The 16,244-nt window shown below is 35.4% G+C and carries 15 protein-coding genes; 6 read left to right on the forward strand and 9 right to left on the reverse strand.

Annotated elements, in window-relative coordinates; all coding sequences use genetic code 11:
* Positions 1 to 639: 639 nt before the first annotated feature.
* Positions 640 to 1,164 carry a hypothetical protein gene (locus ACP6PL_RS24765; protein WP_426547992.1) on the forward strand — a complete coding sequence of 175 codons (525 nt, stop codon included), beginning with the start codon at positions 640 to 642 and terminating at the stop codon, positions 1,162 to 1,164.
* 271 nt (positions 1,165 to 1,435) lie between these two features.
* On the opposite strand, the gene ACP6PL_RS24770 is transcribed toward ACP6PL_RS24765, so the two are convergent.
* From ACP6PL_RS24770 to ACP6PL_RS24780, 3 genes are all read right to left on the reverse strand, one after another.
* Positions 1,436 to 2,140 carry an HAD-IA family hydrolase gene (locus ACP6PL_RS24770; RefSeq protein ID WP_426547993.1) on the reverse strand — a complete coding sequence of 235 codons (705 nt, stop codon included), beginning with the start codon at positions 2,138 to 2,140 and terminating at the stop codon, positions 1,436 to 1,438.
* Between the two features lie 341 nt (positions 2,141 to 2,481).
* Positions 2,482 to 3,678, reverse strand: a complete 1,197-nt coding sequence (locus ACP6PL_RS24775; RefSeq protein WP_426547994.1) for an NAD(P)/FAD-dependent oxidoreductase — start codon at positions 3,676 to 3,678, stop codon at positions 2,482 to 2,484.
* Between the two features lie 177 nt (positions 3,679 to 3,855).
* Positions 3,856 to 4,347 (reverse strand): hypothetical protein, encoded by a 492-nt coding sequence (locus ACP6PL_RS24780; protein WP_426547995.1) that lies wholly within the window; start codon positions 4,345 to 4,347, stop codon positions 3,856 to 3,858.
* A 345-nt stretch (positions 4,348 to 4,692) separates the two neighbouring features.
* Here ACP6PL_RS24780 and ACP6PL_RS24785 point away from each other — a divergent pair, with 345 nt between their 5' ends.
* Positions 4,693 to 5,610: an alpha/beta fold hydrolase gene (locus ACP6PL_RS24785; RefSeq protein WP_426547996.1), complete on the forward strand. Its 918-nt coding sequence runs from the start codon at positions 4,693 to 4,695 to the stop codon at positions 5,608 to 5,610.
* 192 nt (positions 5,611 to 5,802) lie between these two features.
* Here the strand turns inward: ACP6PL_RS24785 and ACP6PL_RS24790 are convergent, their stop codons facing one another.
* Complete coding sequence (locus tag ACP6PL_RS24790) at positions 5,803 to 7,551, reverse strand: mechanosensitive ion channel family protein (protein ID WP_426547997.1); 1,749 nt, start codon at positions 7,549 to 7,551, stop codon at positions 5,803 to 5,805.
* Between the two features lie 433 nt (positions 7,552 to 7,984).
* On the opposite strand from ACP6PL_RS24790, the gene xseA reads away from it, so the two are divergent.
* The 3 genes from xseA to ACP6PL_RS24805 all read left to right on the forward strand — a co-directional run bounded on the left by xseA (position 7,985) and on the right by ACP6PL_RS24805 (position 11,646).
* The gene (gene xseA, locus ACP6PL_RS24795) at positions 7,985 to 9,169 is read left to right on the forward strand and encodes an exodeoxyribonuclease VII large subunit (RefSeq protein WP_426547998.1); all 1,185 of its coding nucleotides are present in this window, start codon (positions 7,985 to 7,987) and stop codon (positions 9,167 to 9,169) included.
* 4 nt (positions 9,170 to 9,173) lie between these two features.
* Complete coding sequence (gene xseB / locus ACP6PL_RS24800) at positions 9,174 to 9,371, forward strand: exodeoxyribonuclease VII small subunit (protein WP_426547999.1); 198 nt, start codon at positions 9,174 to 9,176, stop codon at positions 9,369 to 9,371.
* Between the two features lie 1,267 nt (positions 9,372 to 10,638).
* Entirely contained in the window at positions 10,639 to 11,646 is a 1,008-nt protein-coding gene (locus ACP6PL_RS24805) for a glycoside hydrolase family 10-like protein (RefSeq protein ID WP_426548000.1), read from the forward strand.
* Positions 11,647 to 11,844: 198 nt separating this feature from the next.
* On the opposite strand, the gene gatC is transcribed toward ACP6PL_RS24805, so the two are convergent.
* The 3 genes from gatC to ACP6PL_RS24820 all read right to left on the reverse strand — a co-directional run bounded on the left by gatC (position 11,845) and on the right by ACP6PL_RS24820 (position 13,509).
* A complete protein-coding gene (gene gatC, locus ACP6PL_RS24810) occupies positions 11,845 to 12,138 on the reverse strand; it encodes an Asp-tRNA(Asn)/Glu-tRNA(Gln) amidotransferase subunit GatC (protein ID WP_426548001.1) in 294 nt (97 codons plus the stop codon).
* Between the two features lie 315 nt (positions 12,139 to 12,453).
* Positions 12,454 to 12,975: a photosystem I assembly protein Ycf3 gene (locus ACP6PL_RS24815; protein WP_426548002.1), complete on the reverse strand. Its 522-nt coding sequence runs from the start codon at positions 12,973 to 12,975 to the stop codon at positions 12,454 to 12,456.
* Between the two features lie 183 nt (positions 12,976 to 13,158).
* Positions 13,159 to 13,509 carry an SH3 domain-containing protein gene (locus ACP6PL_RS24820; protein ID WP_426548003.1) on the reverse strand — a complete coding sequence of 117 codons (351 nt, stop codon included), beginning with the start codon at positions 13,507 to 13,509 and terminating at the stop codon, positions 13,159 to 13,161.
* 169 nt (positions 13,510 to 13,678) lie between these two features.
* Between ACP6PL_RS24820 and ACP6PL_RS24825 the strand changes: the two genes are divergently transcribed.
* Positions 13,679 to 14,494 (forward strand): SDR family oxidoreductase, encoded by an 816-nt coding sequence (locus ACP6PL_RS24825; protein WP_426548004.1) that lies wholly within the window; start codon positions 13,679 to 13,681, stop codon positions 14,492 to 14,494.
* A 162-nt stretch (positions 14,495 to 14,656) separates the two neighbouring features.
* Here ACP6PL_RS24825 and ACP6PL_RS24830 read toward each other — a convergent pair whose 3' ends face one another.
* Positions 14,657 to 15,406: a Rossmann-like domain-containing protein gene (locus ACP6PL_RS24830; RefSeq protein WP_426548005.1), complete on the reverse strand. Its 750-nt coding sequence runs from the start codon at positions 15,404 to 15,406 to the stop codon at positions 14,657 to 14,659.
* 35 nt (positions 15,407 to 15,441) lie between these two features.
* Entirely contained in the window at positions 15,442 to 16,194 is a 753-nt protein-coding gene (locus tag ACP6PL_RS24835) for an endonuclease/exonuclease/phosphatase family protein (RefSeq protein ID WP_426548006.1), read from the reverse strand.
* Positions 16,195 to 16,244: the final 50 nt, after the last annotated feature.

The following is a 16,244-nucleotide window of genomic DNA, read 5'->3' on the forward strand; positions in this document are numbered from 1 at the left end:
CAACACTCCTTGAGATAATTTTTCCTCATTCTTGATGCACGAAAAGACTTGACTTACATAATTATATAGATCTCAAATGGGTTCTATATTAGTTTTATGAAGCAGGTATAAAATATTTTTCCCTTTTGAGCTTTATGGACAAATAACAATTGTTTGTGATATTACACTAGTTTTAAAGAGCTTTTCAGATAGATGACCTCACATCACAAAATATAGTAGGGATGTTTTATGGAACATCCCTACTATGGTATGCCCACATTAAAACTACTGTTCATGGATATTCTCTGGTATTTGGGTAGACGACTTTTAATCAAAAACTGTAGAAAATCAGTTAAAATTTAGTTAAACGCACAAGAGTCAATGACCAATTAAGGTAGGCTTAACATCCCCTGAAAGTATTCCGCGTCTAGAAGAAAGATGGTCTTGATTGCGAGACTTTTACGAGGGTAAATGATTATCTGTAAGTATTCTTAGCGGGGTTTGAGAAGCGAGGAGATAGTGAGCTGCGATGCAGTCATTGTTGGATAACCTAACATCAAGATTTTCACTGTTTCAAATTTCTACAGTTTAAATCTCACGGTTGGTGGCAAATCTCTCAAATTCTAATTAATCCAGAATTATATATTGAGGAGAAAAAAAATGAACTTTGGCAATCTTGCTAAAATTGTTGGTGGTGTTGCTGGCGTTGCTGCTACAGGCTATGGTGTAAAAAAAGCTGTAGATTATTTCCAGAATCGTGGTCAAGAAGAACCAGATCCTGACACAACTGAAGACGCAGAAGTAGAGCTAGAGGCAGATGATATTGCTTTTGCTACTGTGGAACCTGAGTCAGTACAGCCTTTCCTCGACGCCAGTTTTGGTGCTGAAGGTCGTTATGTTCCTACTCGTCCACCCAAAGTATTTGAATATCAAGAGCAAGACTATATGGTAATTTGGACTTACGATAACGAGAAGGAAAAAAATCAATTGTTGGCTTTCCAATATACTGAGGATGGTCGGCAAATGATTGCTAGTGTAGGATATACTGCCGATGCTACTGACTATAATATTAATTTAGATGGTACAAATTTAGCTGTGGAAATTAGTGGTAGTGGGGAACAAATTACATCAGGGCAAGGTGAAACTGATGGTACAGATGAAGTTGATTTAGTTCCTGTTGGCTAATTTCATCATCAAAAATTTGGTAATTGGCAAACTAAAACCAGCCTGTTTCAACATTTACTAACCGTATTTATACAAAAAAAAATCTGCTCTAAACTGAGCAGATTTTTACTGTCAACATCTACTTTTTGGAGGCTTCTACCATCCACATATTATTATACTCATATTTTTAACTTTTTCATAACAATTTAATTTTTGTTATAGAATTGTAGTAACCTATAATAAAAATTGCCTTAATATTGAGCTAAATAGGGGGCTTAACCCCTCAGTTCAATTATGTAAAGTAACAATTAAAACAATCTAGCAGTGTAGAAAACTGATTTACCTCTGGCTGTGAAACAGTATTTCTATTGAGCCAAAATGCCTCTATGCCCAAATTAATTGCCCCCTCATAATCAGCAGTCAAACTATCTCCAATATGCAAAGTTTCCTCTATACTACAATTAGATTTTTGTAAAGCAGCAGCAAAAATTTTGCTATTGGGTTTAGCTGCTCCTACCTCTGTAGAAATAGTCACATCAGAAAAAAAGTCTGCTAACTTCAACGCTGCTAAAACCGGATAAAGTCGGGAATCAAAATTAGATAAAACTGCTAAATTGATTCCACTTTCACGCCACTTAGTTAAGGCAGGTTTTACATCTGGATAAACAAACCAAGGGGCAGCAGTAGCAAAATAATCGTAGAGTTCTCCAAAAAAGCTCCTAAAATCAGAAAACTGATTTAATACTCCTACTTTTTTATAAGTTTCAGCAGCGATACCACACCACCATTCAAACTCCAAGTCTGGTATTTTTGCAGATTCCGCTCCAGGAAAAGCCATCGGTGGCGCAGCTTTAAAACTCTCAAAAAAAGCTTGATTCACAGTAACTGGAGAAACATCTACTCCCCACTCACTAGCAAATTGTTGATAAATCTCTCCTACACTACCACGCACACCAAACAAAGTACCGACAGCATCAAGCAAAATAATTTTAGTCATATTTTCAGAAGTAAGAAGTAAGAAAGAAACAGGAAGAAGTACCAGAGTGGGTAAATATTGAGTTGATTAATAGTAAATAGGCATGATATTTGCCTACCTAATACCAAACAAACTAACACTTTGCTATACTTGGATTTCCTATTTCCAAATACTATTTGTGGGACTAAGTGTTTAGTATTTAATAAGTTTTGTTCTCGATCATAATTATTTTTTCCACAATTCATTAAAAATGATATTACTCATTGAAAGCAACTTTGATCTGATGTTCTAATTTCAGAACAAAGAAGCAAAGAGATGAATTTTTAACATAATAGAAAAAAGGAAGGAATCATCAGAATATTTTACAAACTTGATATTAAATCTTGAATAGGATTAATCATCCAGTTGAAAGCAACTTTAATCTGATGATCCAAGGTTGGTAACCGATACAAATAAACTAAACGTCTTGCCAAATGTGCTATCTGACCATCTAGTTTAACTCCTAAACTGGTAAGAGTCGCATTATCAAGTCCTAATGCCATCATTTCACCTAATGCTTGATAACGGAATGGTAATAGAGGTCGCCCAGTTAAAGATGCCCAGATATTCCAGGCGACATAATCTGATTGTTGTATTGCTACTTGAGCAGTAGTAGGAACTTTTTGCCCATCTGCATCTTGGCAGTCTGCTAAATCTCCGAGGGCAAATATTTTCTGATCGTCTTGCACTTGTAGAGTTGCACTAATAATAATTTGGTCGCGCTGATTTTTTGTTAGTGGTAACGACTGCACTACTGGAGCAACTTTTGTACCAACTGTCCACAAAACAATATCTACTGGGATGGTGTCAACTTGCTCTTTATATTTTAAGGAAATTTGAGTAGCTTCTATTGACTCTACTTCTGTTTCTAGATCAATCCAAATATTTTTTTGTGATAAAGCTTTAGAAGCAGCTTCCCGGTTAAAGTCTGGGGATGTTCGCAAAATCATTTCATTGCGTTCGACTAATCTAATTCTACCCCTTTCTGGTAAACGATCTGCTAATTTACAAGCTAATTCTACCCCACTATAACCACCACCAACAACAGCAATCCGAATTTTTTCACGGTCAGATGCTTCTAAAACTCGCAATTTTTCCTGAAGACGGTAAGCATCATCAATAGTATGAAATGGGATAGCGTATTCAGCAGCACCAGGAACAATTTCGATAGGTGTTTCCCCTCCCATTGCTAAAACGAGGCGATCGTAACTGAATGCTTGACCATTTTCTAGTTGCACTTGTTGTTGGTTGATGTCAATACCGGAAACTACCCCTTGACAAAACCGAATATCGGTGTTTGCTAATAACTCTTCAAATGGTGGGGCAATTTCCCAGGTTTGCAGTTCCCCAGTGACGAGTTCGTACAATAGTGGGGCAAAGAGGAAGCGATCGCGCTGGTCTATCAAGATTATTTCTGGTTTTTCTGATGATTCCCAGGGAAACTGGATGAGGCGGAGGGCGGTATAAAGTCCACCAAAACCACCACCAAGAATACAAATGCGCTGAGTTTTTTCAGTCATAGTTAGGGGAGGAAGTTAATTTTAGGTCACTTCTTTATAGGATAGCAAGAAACTGAAAAGTCAAAAGTCAAAAGTCAAAAGTCAAAAGTTTGCTTTGAAAAGATGATATAATTCTCAAGATGTAACACTAGAATTTAGAAGCTGTAGCAACTGACAACTGATAACTGATAACTGAATTTAATCTTCATCTTCATCTTCATCCGGCGGTCTAGTAATAATATCAAACAAAATTTTTGCTAAATCATTTTTCTCATCAATTTCTTGAACTTCTTCACTTATTGCTTTAGCTTTTGCCAAATCCCCCATTTTTGCTATTATTAATCCTGAAGCAGCATAAGCTGTAATATATAAATTAATTTGTTGCTCATTTTTCCTTCTAGATAATATACTTTTTACCTCCTGCCAATCTTCCGGTAAATTTTCTCGTTTTTTGACTTCAGCAATTACTTTATGTGCCAATTGAAGCGACATTTTCATATTATTTTTATAGAAAAAATAACGATAAGCACCTATCAAAATATCCAGATTTCCATCAGTCTTAGCCAAAGCTTGATTAATATAATTTTCTGATGTTTCTGTATCCTCCCAATTTTCTACAGCTAACATCAATAAACTTTTGACATCTTCAGGCACATCATACCAGGAAAACTTATTTTCTTTAACTTGCATTTATTTGACCTAATAATCATAGATAATAATTACCTTAAACTAGAAAAAATTTAAAATCTGCTAATCTTAATAACATCTTTACTTATGTAGGTTGGGTTGAGCTGCGGAAACCCAACAGATATAGATGAAGTCAGAAGTTAGAAGTCAGAAGTCAGAAGTAAAATTCGCAGCACAGACTAAATTTGGAGCATTTGGGCACTGAAAAATCAGTCAGAAATTACTTTTGATTTGCGCGTAGTGCTATAACTTCGGTCTTTATCTAACCATCCCTTATTTCTTCTTCAAAAATGATCCTATACTGAAGATGTTTCTGTATTAATACCAATTCTAAAATCTAAAATTACTATGTTTATTCCTGTAGGTTTTGAACAAAAATCAATCGTTACTTCCCAAGGTCGCATGGTTTACTACACCAATGACAAAGCACCTTGGAAAACTGACACTAACAATACTGACGACTTACCTACTCTGGTATTTTTCCACGGTTTCGGTGGAGGTTCATCTGCCTACGAATGGTCGAAAGTTTACCCAGCCTTCGCCTCAGAATACCGCATCCTGGCTCCCGACTTGATAGGATGGGGGCGATCGGAACATCAGGCATTAGATTACAAAATAGATGATTACATTACAACAATAATCGAATTTTTAGAACAAACCTGTCAAGCTCCTACCAGAGTTATTGCTTCTTCCCTAACTGCAGCAATAATGGTGAGAGTAGCGATCGCTCGTCCGGAATTATTCAAGTCTCTAATATTGACAACTCCCGCAGGTTTATCAGACTTTGGCGAAAATTATACCCGTAGCTTTTTTGCTCAACTGGTAAGTACACCAATACTAGATCGTTTTATTTATAGTGCTGGTGTTGCCACTCCAGGAGGAATTAAAAGTTTCCTAGAAACGAGACAATTTGGTAATGCCAGTTTGATTTTTGATGAAATTGTGGAGGCATATTTAGAATCAGCAAATCAACCAAATGCTGAATACGCTGCTTTATCTTTTGTGCGGGGAGATTTGTGTTTTGATCTATCATTATATATGAATCAATTAACAATTCCTACGGCAATTATTTGGGGTAAAAAATCAGAATTTACAGGTCCAGAAATAGGTCAACGTTTAGCAGATTTGAATCCTCAAGCTGTGAGGATTTTTCAAACATTAGATGATGTGGGTTTAACTCCTCAATTGGAAGTTCCAGCACTAACTATTGGGTTGATTAAAAAGTTCTTGAAACAGTTAGATGAAGTTGCGGTTGGTGTAGTGTAGATTGGTTAATTTAGAGGTAGGTTTTGAGTTTATTTTTAACCTACCCCTATAATCCGGTTGAACAGTTGTCATTGCGACGATAGGAAACAATCTCCTAAATCCTTGAGATTGCTTCCTTCCACTCCGTTCCAGTCGCAATGACTTGGGTATAGTAATTATCCTAATTTGATATAATACATTCGTTACCCTTTTTTAGCTTTGAGCGTCACTTTTTTCTAAATTGCTACTTAATTGCCCTACAGAGCTAATATTTTTTTCAGGTTTCAAAGATAATTGGGTAGACTCTTGAAAACGAATATTTTGCTGGGGAATAGGAATAGAAATTCCTTCTTGAACAAATCTTTCCTTAATCTGGTGAAGAGTTTCATTATATACTCTCCAGTAATCTGAGGTTTTAGTCCATCCTCCTACATATAGATCGACGAAGTATTCTTCAAATTTCCATGCAAATGTACTCGGTTTTGGTTGCTCTAATACTAGAGAATGAGATTTAAAAATATCCAAAAGTAATTGCTCAACTTTAGACAAATTCTCACTATAGCCAACCCTAATTTGCAAACTAACGCGACGAGTATCTCTGGCACTATGATTAATCACCACACTACTCAAAACTGAGTTATTAGGAATTGTAATAATTTGACCAGTCCAACCTTTTATTGTTGTATGAGCGAGACTGATAGAGTCAATGTAGCCTGATGTCCCACATAATTCTACTTCATCACCTACATTAAACGGACTATAGATCATAATCATTAAACCACTAGCCAAGTTACCAAGATTGGTTTGCAAAGCAAATGCCAAAATGAAGCTAGTACCACCAACTAAGGCGAGAATTGGACCAAGATTTATTTCTAAAGCAGTCAATGCTAATAAGACGCCAACACCAACAGTTGCTTGCCAAACAGTTCTGACCAAAAATTGACGCAAAGGATCGGAAACTCCCCCTAAAATTCGCAAACTCCTATTAGTAACAAAGCCTAAAATAGCAGCAACAATTACAGAAGTAGCCACAATTGCGGAAAAGATACCAATATTTTGGCCCCAACGTAAACCACCTTCTTCTGATTTGATCCAACCACCTATTCTTAACCACAAACCTTCAGTATCACTGACATCAATCTCGACACCACTAACAGATTCAACATATTGCCGGAAAGATTCAGCTTTACCCCCTTTGCTCTCAAATTCATCCAAAACAGTATCAAAGCGATCGGCAAGGGCAGTTTGCTCCTGCTGAAGCTCAGTCACACCAACAACTAATTGAGTCTTGACTTCCGATGCCTCTTCACTAGAATCTTCGAGTTGCTCCGATAATGCTTCTAACTGTTTTTCTTTCTCTACTAATTCCTGTTGACTATCTATATCATCTGTATTGCTAGCTTCATTTTCTATCGCTTCTGCTACCACTTCTAGATTTTGGGTAGCTTCCTCAGTTCCTTCACTTTGCTTTTTAACCTCAACTGCTTCTTCAACTGCTTCTTGAGCTTTGGCAAGTTCTTTTTGTGCGACTTCTAGATTTTTTTCAGCATCTTCTGCTTCTGGAGAACCAGGAGATGCACTCTTTTTTCTTTCCTCTGCTTCCTCAAGAGATTTCTGAGCTTTCTCTATAGCATCAACCGCTTCTTCAGATTTTCGGGTTTCCCGATTTTTGCGTTTAATTGCAATCTCAGCATCACTAATTTCCTGAACTTTGGCTTTTAGCAAATCCTGCCAAGCTTTAGCCTCAACTTCTAACTCCTCCTGAGTCAAAGGTTTGAGCAAAAGCTTCAGCTCATCCACAGGAATTTCTGGTTCTTCAGTAGTAATTGCTGCAATTGTGGCTGAGGTTTCTGTTTCTTGAGAGCTAACTGGAGACACCCATACCGTTAGAGTACAAGCAATTACTGTTAGGCAAAATGCTTGCCATTTATGGCTAAAAATTGATTTTTTTCTTTTTTTCATTAATCTATCCCACTAATAATATTTGATTTTGTAAATTCAGACTTGGATGAACTAAAACAGGAATAAAAATATAGAGAAAAAATTCAAAACTATATCTCAGATTTTTTGAAACATTTACTTTCTCATCAAACAGCATTATTAGTATGATTCATAGTAATCACCCTCAAACAGGAAAATCCATACTATATTTTTTAAAATTTTCTCTGCCAAAACACGAATATACCTAAATGTGCAGAAGAATACTATCAAACATCTCTGTTGATTTTTTGACTTTTAGGAACTTAAATCTATCGGTGCGTGATAGCTACAGGAATATAAATTTTGAAATATACAATTAATAATGCCGTCACACACCCTACTTAATATTTTGACTTTTAGCTTTGTTTTATTGTAAACTTTACCCACAATAACCAAACGAACAAAACTATAATTAATGACGGCAAATATTCCCGAACAATTCATAGAAGAATCTCCCCTATCAGTCGCAGGAATTACCTTTTATATCAAAGATATTTTAGAAGAAGACTACCAACTTCAACAAATATCAGTTATCGGAGAAGTATCTAGCGCCAAGCTAAATTCAGGAAATTTATATTTCACACTTTCTGAACCAGATAACTCTGCCTCTCTTCCCTGTGCTATTTGGAGAAATACCCTAAAAAATATTCACCATCAACCAGAAAAAGGAGAACAAATAATTGTCACAGGTAGAATCAGTCTTTATCCTCCTAGAGGTGACTATAAATTAATAGTTGATAATGTATCTCTTGCCGGAGAGGGAATACAAAATCTGCGCTATTTACAACTACGTTCTCGTCTAGAAGCAGAAGGTTTATTTGACCTAGAAAATAAGAATATTCTCCCCAAATTTCCCCAAAAAATTGCTGTCGTAACTTCCGATACTGCTGCTGCCTGGGGAGATATTCAACGCACAATTAAACAACGTTATCCTCTGGTAAAAATATTATTATCGCCAACATTAGTACAGGGAGAATTTGCTCCTCCTGCCATAGTTGAAGCTATAAAAAAAGTAGAATTAGATGGAAGTGCCGAAGTAATAATTTTAGCTAGAGGCGGTGGAGCAGTAGAAGATTTATCCTGTTTTAATGATGAAAGAGTTGTCAGAGTTATTGCCGATTGCAAAATTCCAATTATTACGGGTATCGGTCATCAAAGAGATGAAACTTTAGCAGATTTAGTGGCAGATTATTCTGCTCATACTCCTACTGCAGCAGCAGAAAAAGTTGTGCCAGACCAAAATCAACTTTATGCCGAACATTGTCAAAGAGTTGAAAGAATTATTGATGCTTTGAGAGCTAGGTTTAATGAAGAAAAGGTAAATTTAAAGTCTCTGAAAAATCGTCTAAAAAATATTCCTCAGACTTCCCGAACTTTAGACAAAGCAACTATTAAATGTCAGATGTTAAAGCAAAAGTTAGTGGCACTTGACCCTAAAGCAGTTTTATCAAGAGGTTATGCAGTTGTGCAAAAAACTGATGGTAAGTTAGTCAATTCGACGACAGATTTAATGACTGACCAAGAATTGATAATTCAGTTAAATCATGGTAAGGTAAAAGTTAAAATTATGGATATTTTTGAATCTGAGAGTCTGGAGTAAAAAAATGGAATTTGATTATGAAGAAACTGTTATTAATATTGAAGATATTATTGCTGAAATTGAATCAGGGGAATTAACATTAGAGGAAGTATTTGAAAAATTTTCTTTTGCTGTAGCAGATTTGCAAAAATGTGAAGCTTTTCTCTCTCAAGGTCAAGAAAAAATGAATTTATTAATTGAAAATTTAGAGGATGATTTTTAGCTAAGAATAGCACACCAGGATTTGGTCACGGATCTACAGATTAATAGTTTAGAAACTGTTTGTAAACTCATAAAAACCTCTCTCCTAGGATGAGAGAAGCTTTGAAACCCCCATTCCCTTGTAGGGAAGGGGCAGGGGGGTTAGGTTTTTAGAATTCATCGGTTCCATGCAGCACTTCTCAAACAGTTTCTTAGGGTGCATTCCAACTATTTTTATTCAAATTTTGGTGTAAAATTACTATTGTAGAAAAAGCAAGTGATAATAATTACTGATCGGCAACCACCTTACGACTCAAATGGGGAAAGTGTTTTAGAATAATTAAAAAGATTAAATGAGACAAATGATGCTATTCTTGAGGAACTAACAAAATTTAAGAAAATTGTTGACTTAATATATTAATATTTCAGGACTTATATCATGTCCGGAGAATCAGTGATAAAAAAGTTTTTGTTTGTAGTAGGGCTTCAGCCCGATATATACTTAGGGCTGAAGCCCTACTACGAACTTTAATTATAACTATTCAACCGGACAAGATATTACGCAAAGACAATATATATAGCGCATAGTAAAGTAAATAGAGCTATCTTCAGTGTAGTTTTGTGCGATACGGCTTTTCATGTCGCGGAGCGAAACGCCACGCTCCGCGATCGCTTGACTATTAATTAAAAAAACTTCAGTTTTTCCATTTTTAAATAACGATTTATTGTATTATATCAAATCCGGTAGTATCGGTGTAATTAGATAGTTAATCTAGGAGTCAGGAGTCAGGAGTCAGGAGGAAAGAGAATTTAGAAACATTTGCTCTTGAATGAAGATGAAAATTTTTTTGATACCGAATTAAGCGGATTTGATATTAGACTAACATTCTCTAGGTGATTGGCTAAATTTGTAATGATATAATTTGCACAAGAATTGAGTAAATACTGACAATAATTAATATAGTTAAAGTTTATATTTTTACCTCAAATCAACAACTCTATTATTCTGGAATAATTAGAGTTTTTTGGCAAAATTTATTTAGATAGAGCCATGTCTAAACTAGGAAAATAAACTATATTTAGTGTCTTGGCATAGGTTATGAATTTTCTTGTTCAGGCGTTGCCGAAGCCTAGCGAAAGCTATATCGCCTCAGCGGAACGGAGTTAGATCGCCTTGGAGAAGCTAGTAAGGAGCGCGAATACCAAGAAAGTCTTAAGGCTTAACAATATATAGATAGCGCCCTTGCGTAAGTCCTATTACAGTAAAACTTAGTTTCTGGAGATGTCTAATGAAAAGAATCATCAAAAAGTTTCTCAGATGGTTAGGTATCCTAGTAGGGGTTTGTTTATTGTTGGTGGCAACTCATCATGCGTCTCCTCGTTCTCCTGTTGTTAAAGAGGATATGCAGGGAATTTGGATGACTAATGTTGCAACATCATTTTTACATCATACCACATTCTTAGATGAAATCCTACATCACCTTTCTCTGTCAGGATATGATCGTGTTTACTTCAGTGTTTATGGCTTAAAAGGAACGCTCTATCCTACTTCTCGCAGTTCTACTCACTTTCTGTTGCGTCCTCCTTTGACTAATCCTCTTAAAGCAGCGGTTCAAGAATCTCGCCGTCAAGGATTAAAGCCTTATGCCTGGTTTGAATATGGTATGATGCTTTATCCTGGAAATGCTATTGCTGAAAAACATCCAGATTGGTTACTAAAAACAGTAGAAGGCGAAACTACAGAAGATGGAAATGTCTGGCTAGATCCAACTCATCCAGAAGTTCAAGAATATATCTTAGGCCACATAGATGATATTCTCAAAGTCAAAGGGTTAGAAGGAATTCAATTAGACGATCATTGGGCTGTTCCAAAAGTTTTTGGTAATAGTAATCAACGTCAGGCATTAACACAGTTAACCGAAAGGGTGTATAGTCACATTAAATCCAAAAATCCCCAACTGGTGGTTAGCCTTTCCCCTAACCCTTACAACTTTGCTGTCTCCAAATACAATCAAGATTGGTTGTGGTGGGTAAAACAAGGGATAGTAGATGAAGTAGTGTTGCAGGTTTATCGTCCAACACCAGAAGCGGTGATAGGAAGTTTATCAAATTCTGGTATTTACACTGCTTCTTATTATGTGCCAGTTGGAGTTGGTATCTCAGCAACCAGGAATGTAGTTCCTTTCTCACTTAATACAGTGCAAAAACAGGTTGCAGCAGTCAAACAACAAGGCTATGGGTATTCGATCTTTAGTTGGGAATATTTAGTTTTACGCCGTTTAGCACAGTTTTTTTAACAGAGGAGCGAGCGTTGCTGATTTTGGGTATGATTTATGTTTGTTGGTAATTTTTAAACTATTGAATAACAAACACTTGAGATTATTCACTTTTTATTTTCATACCTTGATTCAGCAACACCAAAGATAGAAAAATCAAGCCATATTTCTTCCTCCTAACTCCTCTAAATTCAGAATTCTACCCTAATATTTGAGCTTTTATTCTTCGCTCATAATTTTAGGAACTTTAAAAAAATCTCCATCTTGTTCTGGAGCGCAGGAGAGAATTTCTTCTCGGTTAGGGAAAGGTTCTAAACGATCGTCACGAGTAATATTACTAACATCAATTGCTCTAGTAGTAGGAGGTACAGTTTCCGTCTCTAACTCACTCAACTGTTCAAAATATTCGAGAATACTACTTAATTGAGTTGTAAATTTTTCTTCTTCTTCTGGTTTGAGTTCTAATCTAGCTAAATGTGCTACTTTACGCACTTGTTCATTGTCTATAGTCATCAGTAACTTTTCCTATTTTCAAAACTATAAAATGCTGACGTGATAGATAACTAAATTTAAATTTTAATTTGGAGGCGTTTGTAGTTGTTTCTCCACTTTTCCCCCAAAACAAAATTTTATCTACTTTCCCTCCTTTTCATTAATTGATAATGAATAATGGATAATTACCTCTGGTTAAAAGCGTAATGGATATTGAATATAAGGAAATCACCTGTTCTTTTTTTTCCTTAAAAGGAAAGGCAATAAAGCCGCATTGATTAATTATCAATTATCAATTATCCATTGGTAAATTACTCCCTACTCCCTACTACCTAATTAGAAAAATACATCTTTAGTTGAACGCCCAGTAGTTTTCAACCAATTTTGAGCTTCAATGTAATTATTAGGAGCTAAACTAATTGCCTGTTTCCAATATTCTGCAGCTTGATCGAACCAGCCATCTGCTTCTTCTGATTTACCCGTTTCTTTTGCTTGTTCTCCTCTATAGTGAAAAATTACAGCAATATTATTTAAAGCTTGAGGCATTCTGGGATTATTTTCTAAAGCTTGGTGATAATATTCCAATGCTTGATCATGTTCGCCATTACTAGCATGAATTAAACCTACATTATAAAGAATATAACTCCTGTCATTAGGGTCATCTTCTAATTTTAAAGCTTCATAATAATTATCTAAAGCTTCAGCATATTCTCCATCAGCTTGTGCCGACATTCCATCACGATAATAGGCAAAAGCTTCTTTAGCTTGATGATTTGTTGGTAATAGCTTCAAAATTAAATCTGCCATTACCGTAAATGACTTGTCAATGAAATTATCATTACGTTGAGTTCTGGGCATATTACAAATCTATATTCTCATGTACATAAACTAGAGTAGAACAATTTTGAAAAGTATGTGCAACTTCTTAGAAATATCAGCCAAAAATTTATCTCATCTACAAATAATAAAAAATCAGCTTAATTATAACACATAAATCATCAATTCTTTCCTCCTACTCCCTACTACCTACTCCCTATTCCCTCAATACTTATATTTACAATCTGTTAAATATTTTGCCGAGACATAACCCTCTATTGGACTAATAATTCTTGTCCAATTTTCACCTTCACTACCATCAGTAACTCCAAGAGCAACTACTCTACCATTTTCTAGACTGCCAATTACTTCGCCATTTGGTCTGTCTCGCACATTCAGAGATGAATCAGTTAGCCCTGATACCGTACAATAACCAATAGGAGTTTGAGCCAGTTGATATTTTGGAGTTGGCACAATCTTTGTTTTAGGGGTAACAGCTAGGACAACTGTATTAAAGTCTAATAAACAGACAGAAGTGCAAGCAACATTCATTAGACATTTTTTCCAGTTATTCATATTTCCTTTCCTTACAATTAAATTAATATTAAAATATAATTATACTCTAAGCATTCAGCCGTACAAGAAACCGGGTTTATTACCTTAATTTTTGTTCAAATCACAAAATTTTGTTGATAAACCCGGTTTCTGGCTAACTCTTGTTAAGAATATCAAAACTGCATTACTTATGAATAACAATACAACAGAACATCAAACTCCAGAGTTAAATGAAATTACAAACATTCTAGTTTTAGGTGCAACAGGAGGAGTAGGTCAAATAGTAGTTGCCAAATTAATCGCCCAAAATTATCAAATTATTGCCATAGTTAGAAATATAGAAAAAGCTCAAAAGTTATTTGGTGATTCAGCAAATATCAAGATTTTTTCAGGGGATGTTCGCGAACAAAAATCCTTAGAAAAATGTCTGGCAAATCAACAAATAGATGCTGCTATTTCTTGTCTCGGAACTACAGCTTTTCCCTCAACTAGATGGTGGGGAGGTAACAATCCAGAAAATACGGATTATTTAGGCAATCAAAACTTAATTAATGTTATGCCTTCTCATTTAAAACGATTTATTTTAGTTTCTTCAGTAGGGGTTGAACGCTCCGACAAATTTCCTTATAAAATCCTCAATTTATTTAGAGTTTTAGATTATAAATTAAAAGCAGAAAACATATTAAAGAGTTCTGGTTTACCTTATACAATTATTAGACCAGGTAGACTAACAGATGGTCCTTATACTTCTTATGATTTGAATACATTAATCAAAGCAACAAGTGGAAATCGCAAAAAAATAATTATTGGTCAAGGAGATAAATTACTCGGTGAAACCAGTAGGATTATTGTTGCTGAAGCTTGTGTAGAAGCTCTAAAATTAGACTGCACAATTAACCAAACTTTTGAGATAATTAACCAGACAGGAAAAAATGAAATTCCTGATAATGATAAATCGTTATTTTGGCAAACATTATTTACAACAGCACAAGAAAATAATTCTTGATAGTAGTAGGTTGGCTTAAGCGACAGTGCAACCCAACAAATACAACCTTATTGCTTGTTGTTGATAGTTATAATTAAAGTTCGTAGTAGAGCTTTAGCCCTATCTATAGTTTCGGGCTAAAGCCCTACTACAAACAAAAATATTTTTAGTAGTCATAATTTACTACAATTTCAATACTTGATATTGTACACCTGTTTCAAAAATTCTCACCCCTCCACCTTCAGCGACAGTTTGCCTTAAAGCTTGAGAATTACTAACAGTAACTCCTGCTAAATAATCAATTCCAAATTCCTTTAATTCTGTTAACCAAGGCATAGTCGGACCCATCAAAACTAACTGAGAATCTTTCGCCAACTCCACTAACCGAGGAAAAGTTTTATTAGCAATAGAAGTCGCTGTCAAAAACACCCATTCTGCCTCCGGTAATAAATACTCCGATGCTGTGTCAGGAAGGTCATCTGCTCCCGGTTGCCGTTCGATGACAGTCATCTCCATCTCATTCTCATAGCGAGATAACCGGGGATACCTACCAATAATAGCTACTTTTTTTCCGCGAATCATTGGTAGAAAATATTCAAATACTGCCAAATTTCCCGGTCCATAAGGAGATAAGGGTTCTGCTTGAGTCGGAAGTTGGGAGCGCCCATTTATCTCAGCATTAATAGCTGCCATTCCCACAGTTGCCTCAAAGCTATTCCAAGACCGTAACCAGGGTGCTAACTCTTTCACAGGTTTATTCACCAGAGTTCCTGACCAAGGTAATGTGCGTGTAACTGTACCCGGACTCATACATAAACCAATACTTTCAGTTTCACAAAGAGTCCAGGTTAAACCGATGAATATTTCTTTGATGGGAGTATTAGTGTTGCCATAGTCTAACAACAAATCGTATATTTCTTTTGGATGCACCATAGTTATTTCAGTTATCAGTTATCAGTTATCAGTTATCAGTTACCAGTAATTATTAAATCTGTGATTAAAGGTAAATGATCTGAACCTATATTTCTACCACTTTTTGTGTTAACAACCCTAATATCTTGACTTACCAAACAATGGTCTATTGGAATAGATAATAACGGGATGAAGCTTGGCCAAGTGGGAATCATCCCAAAGCCTTTTCGTGCATTATACAGTCCAGAATTACTAATCAACTCTTTATAATATGGAGACCACATCGTTATATTCAAATCCCCAATAACTACTCTTGATTCTTTCTGATTTGCTATATAACTGGCAATTTCTGATAGTTGTTTATTGCGCAAATTAAACCCATATTTTCCAATACCCCAGCTAGGATGGGTTGTTAATATTGAGAGAGTTTTTCCCTGAATCTCAATTTGGGTACTTACGGTTTTTCTTCCTCCCCCTAAATCTTGTATTGATGTATTTTTTAGAGGTATCTTACTATAAACTGCTATTCCTAAATTTATATTTTCATTGAAAGCAATTTGTGGATCTTGATGAATCACCCAATAAGAATAATCTTTTTGTAAAAGTTCTAATTTTTCTGCCCAAGCATCAGTTACTTCTATAAATATAGCTACATCGGGATTTTCTGTTTTGACTTCAGAGATTAATCGCTCATACTGTTGGTTCTTATAAAAAACATTCGCTTGAAAAAATCTGATTTTTGGCTCAAACGAATCAAAAATTCTATCTTGGGAAATATAAAACGGAATTATTTCTAATAAATTGCTCATCAGGCAAAACAAACTGATCGACAACCAGAAAAAATTCCCAACCCATAAAA

The sequence above is a fragment of the Dapis purpurea BLCC-M126 genome (genome assembly GCF_050015975.1).
Lineage (GTDB): Bacteria > Cyanobacteriota > Cyanobacteriia > Cyanobacteriales > Microcoleaceae > Trichodesmium.

What these genes read in the sequence shown, in the direction of transcription:
- ACP6PL_RS24765 (WP_426547992.1), top strand. Translation starts at nt 640, where the DNA reads ATGAACTTTGGCAATCTTGCTAAAATTGTTGGTGGTGTTGCTGGCGTT.
- ACP6PL_RS24770 (WP_426547993.1), bottom strand. Translation starts at nt 2,140, where the DNA reads ATGACTAAAATTATTTTGCTTGATGCTGTCGGTACTTTGTTTGGTGTG.
- ACP6PL_RS24775 (WP_426547994.1), bottom strand. Translation starts at nt 3,678, where the DNA reads ATGACTGAAAAAACTCAGCGCATTTGTATTCTTGGTGGTGGTTTTGGT.
- ACP6PL_RS24780 (WP_426547995.1), bottom strand. Translation starts at nt 4,347, where the DNA reads ATGCAAGTTAAAGAAAATAAGTTTTCCTGGTATGATGTGCCTGAAGAT.
- ACP6PL_RS24785 (WP_426547996.1), top strand. Translation starts at nt 4,693, where the DNA reads ATGTTTATTCCTGTAGGTTTTGAACAAAAATCAATCGTTACTTCCCAA.
- ACP6PL_RS24790 (WP_426547997.1), bottom strand. Translation starts at nt 7,551, where the DNA reads ATGAAAAAAAGAAAAAAATCAATTTTTAGCCATAAATGGCAAGCATTT.
- xseA (WP_426547998.1), top strand. Translation starts at nt 7,985, where the DNA reads ATGACGGCAAATATTCCCGAACAATTCATAGAAGAATCTCCCCTATCA.
- xseB (WP_426547999.1), top strand. Translation starts at nt 9,174, where the DNA reads ATGGAATTTGATTATGAAGAAACTGTTATTAATATTGAAGATATTATT.
- ACP6PL_RS24805 (WP_426548000.1), top strand. Translation starts at nt 10,639, where the DNA reads ATGAAAAGAATCATCAAAAAGTTTCTCAGATGGTTAGGTATCCTAGTA.
- gatC (WP_426548001.1), bottom strand. Translation starts at nt 12,138, where the DNA reads ATGACTATAGACAATGAACAAGTGCGTAAAGTAGCACATTTAGCTAGA.
- ACP6PL_RS24815 (WP_426548002.1), bottom strand. Translation starts at nt 12,975, where the DNA reads ATGCCCAGAACTCAACGTAATGATAATTTCATTGACAAGTCATTTACG.
- ACP6PL_RS24820 (WP_426548003.1), bottom strand. Translation starts at nt 13,509, where the DNA reads ATGAATAACTGGAAAAAATGTCTAATGAATGTTGCTTGCACTTCTGTC.
- ACP6PL_RS24825 (WP_426548004.1), top strand. Translation starts at nt 13,679, where the DNA reads ATGAATAACAATACAACAGAACATCAAACTCCAGAGTTAAATGAAATT.
- ACP6PL_RS24830 (WP_426548005.1), bottom strand. Translation starts at nt 15,406, where the DNA reads ATGGTGCATCCAAAAGAAATATACGATTTGTTGTTAGACTATGGCAAC.
- ACP6PL_RS24835 (WP_426548006.1), bottom strand. Translation starts at nt 16,194, where the DNA reads ATGAGCAATTTATTAGAAATAATTCCGTTTTATATTTCCCAAGATAGA.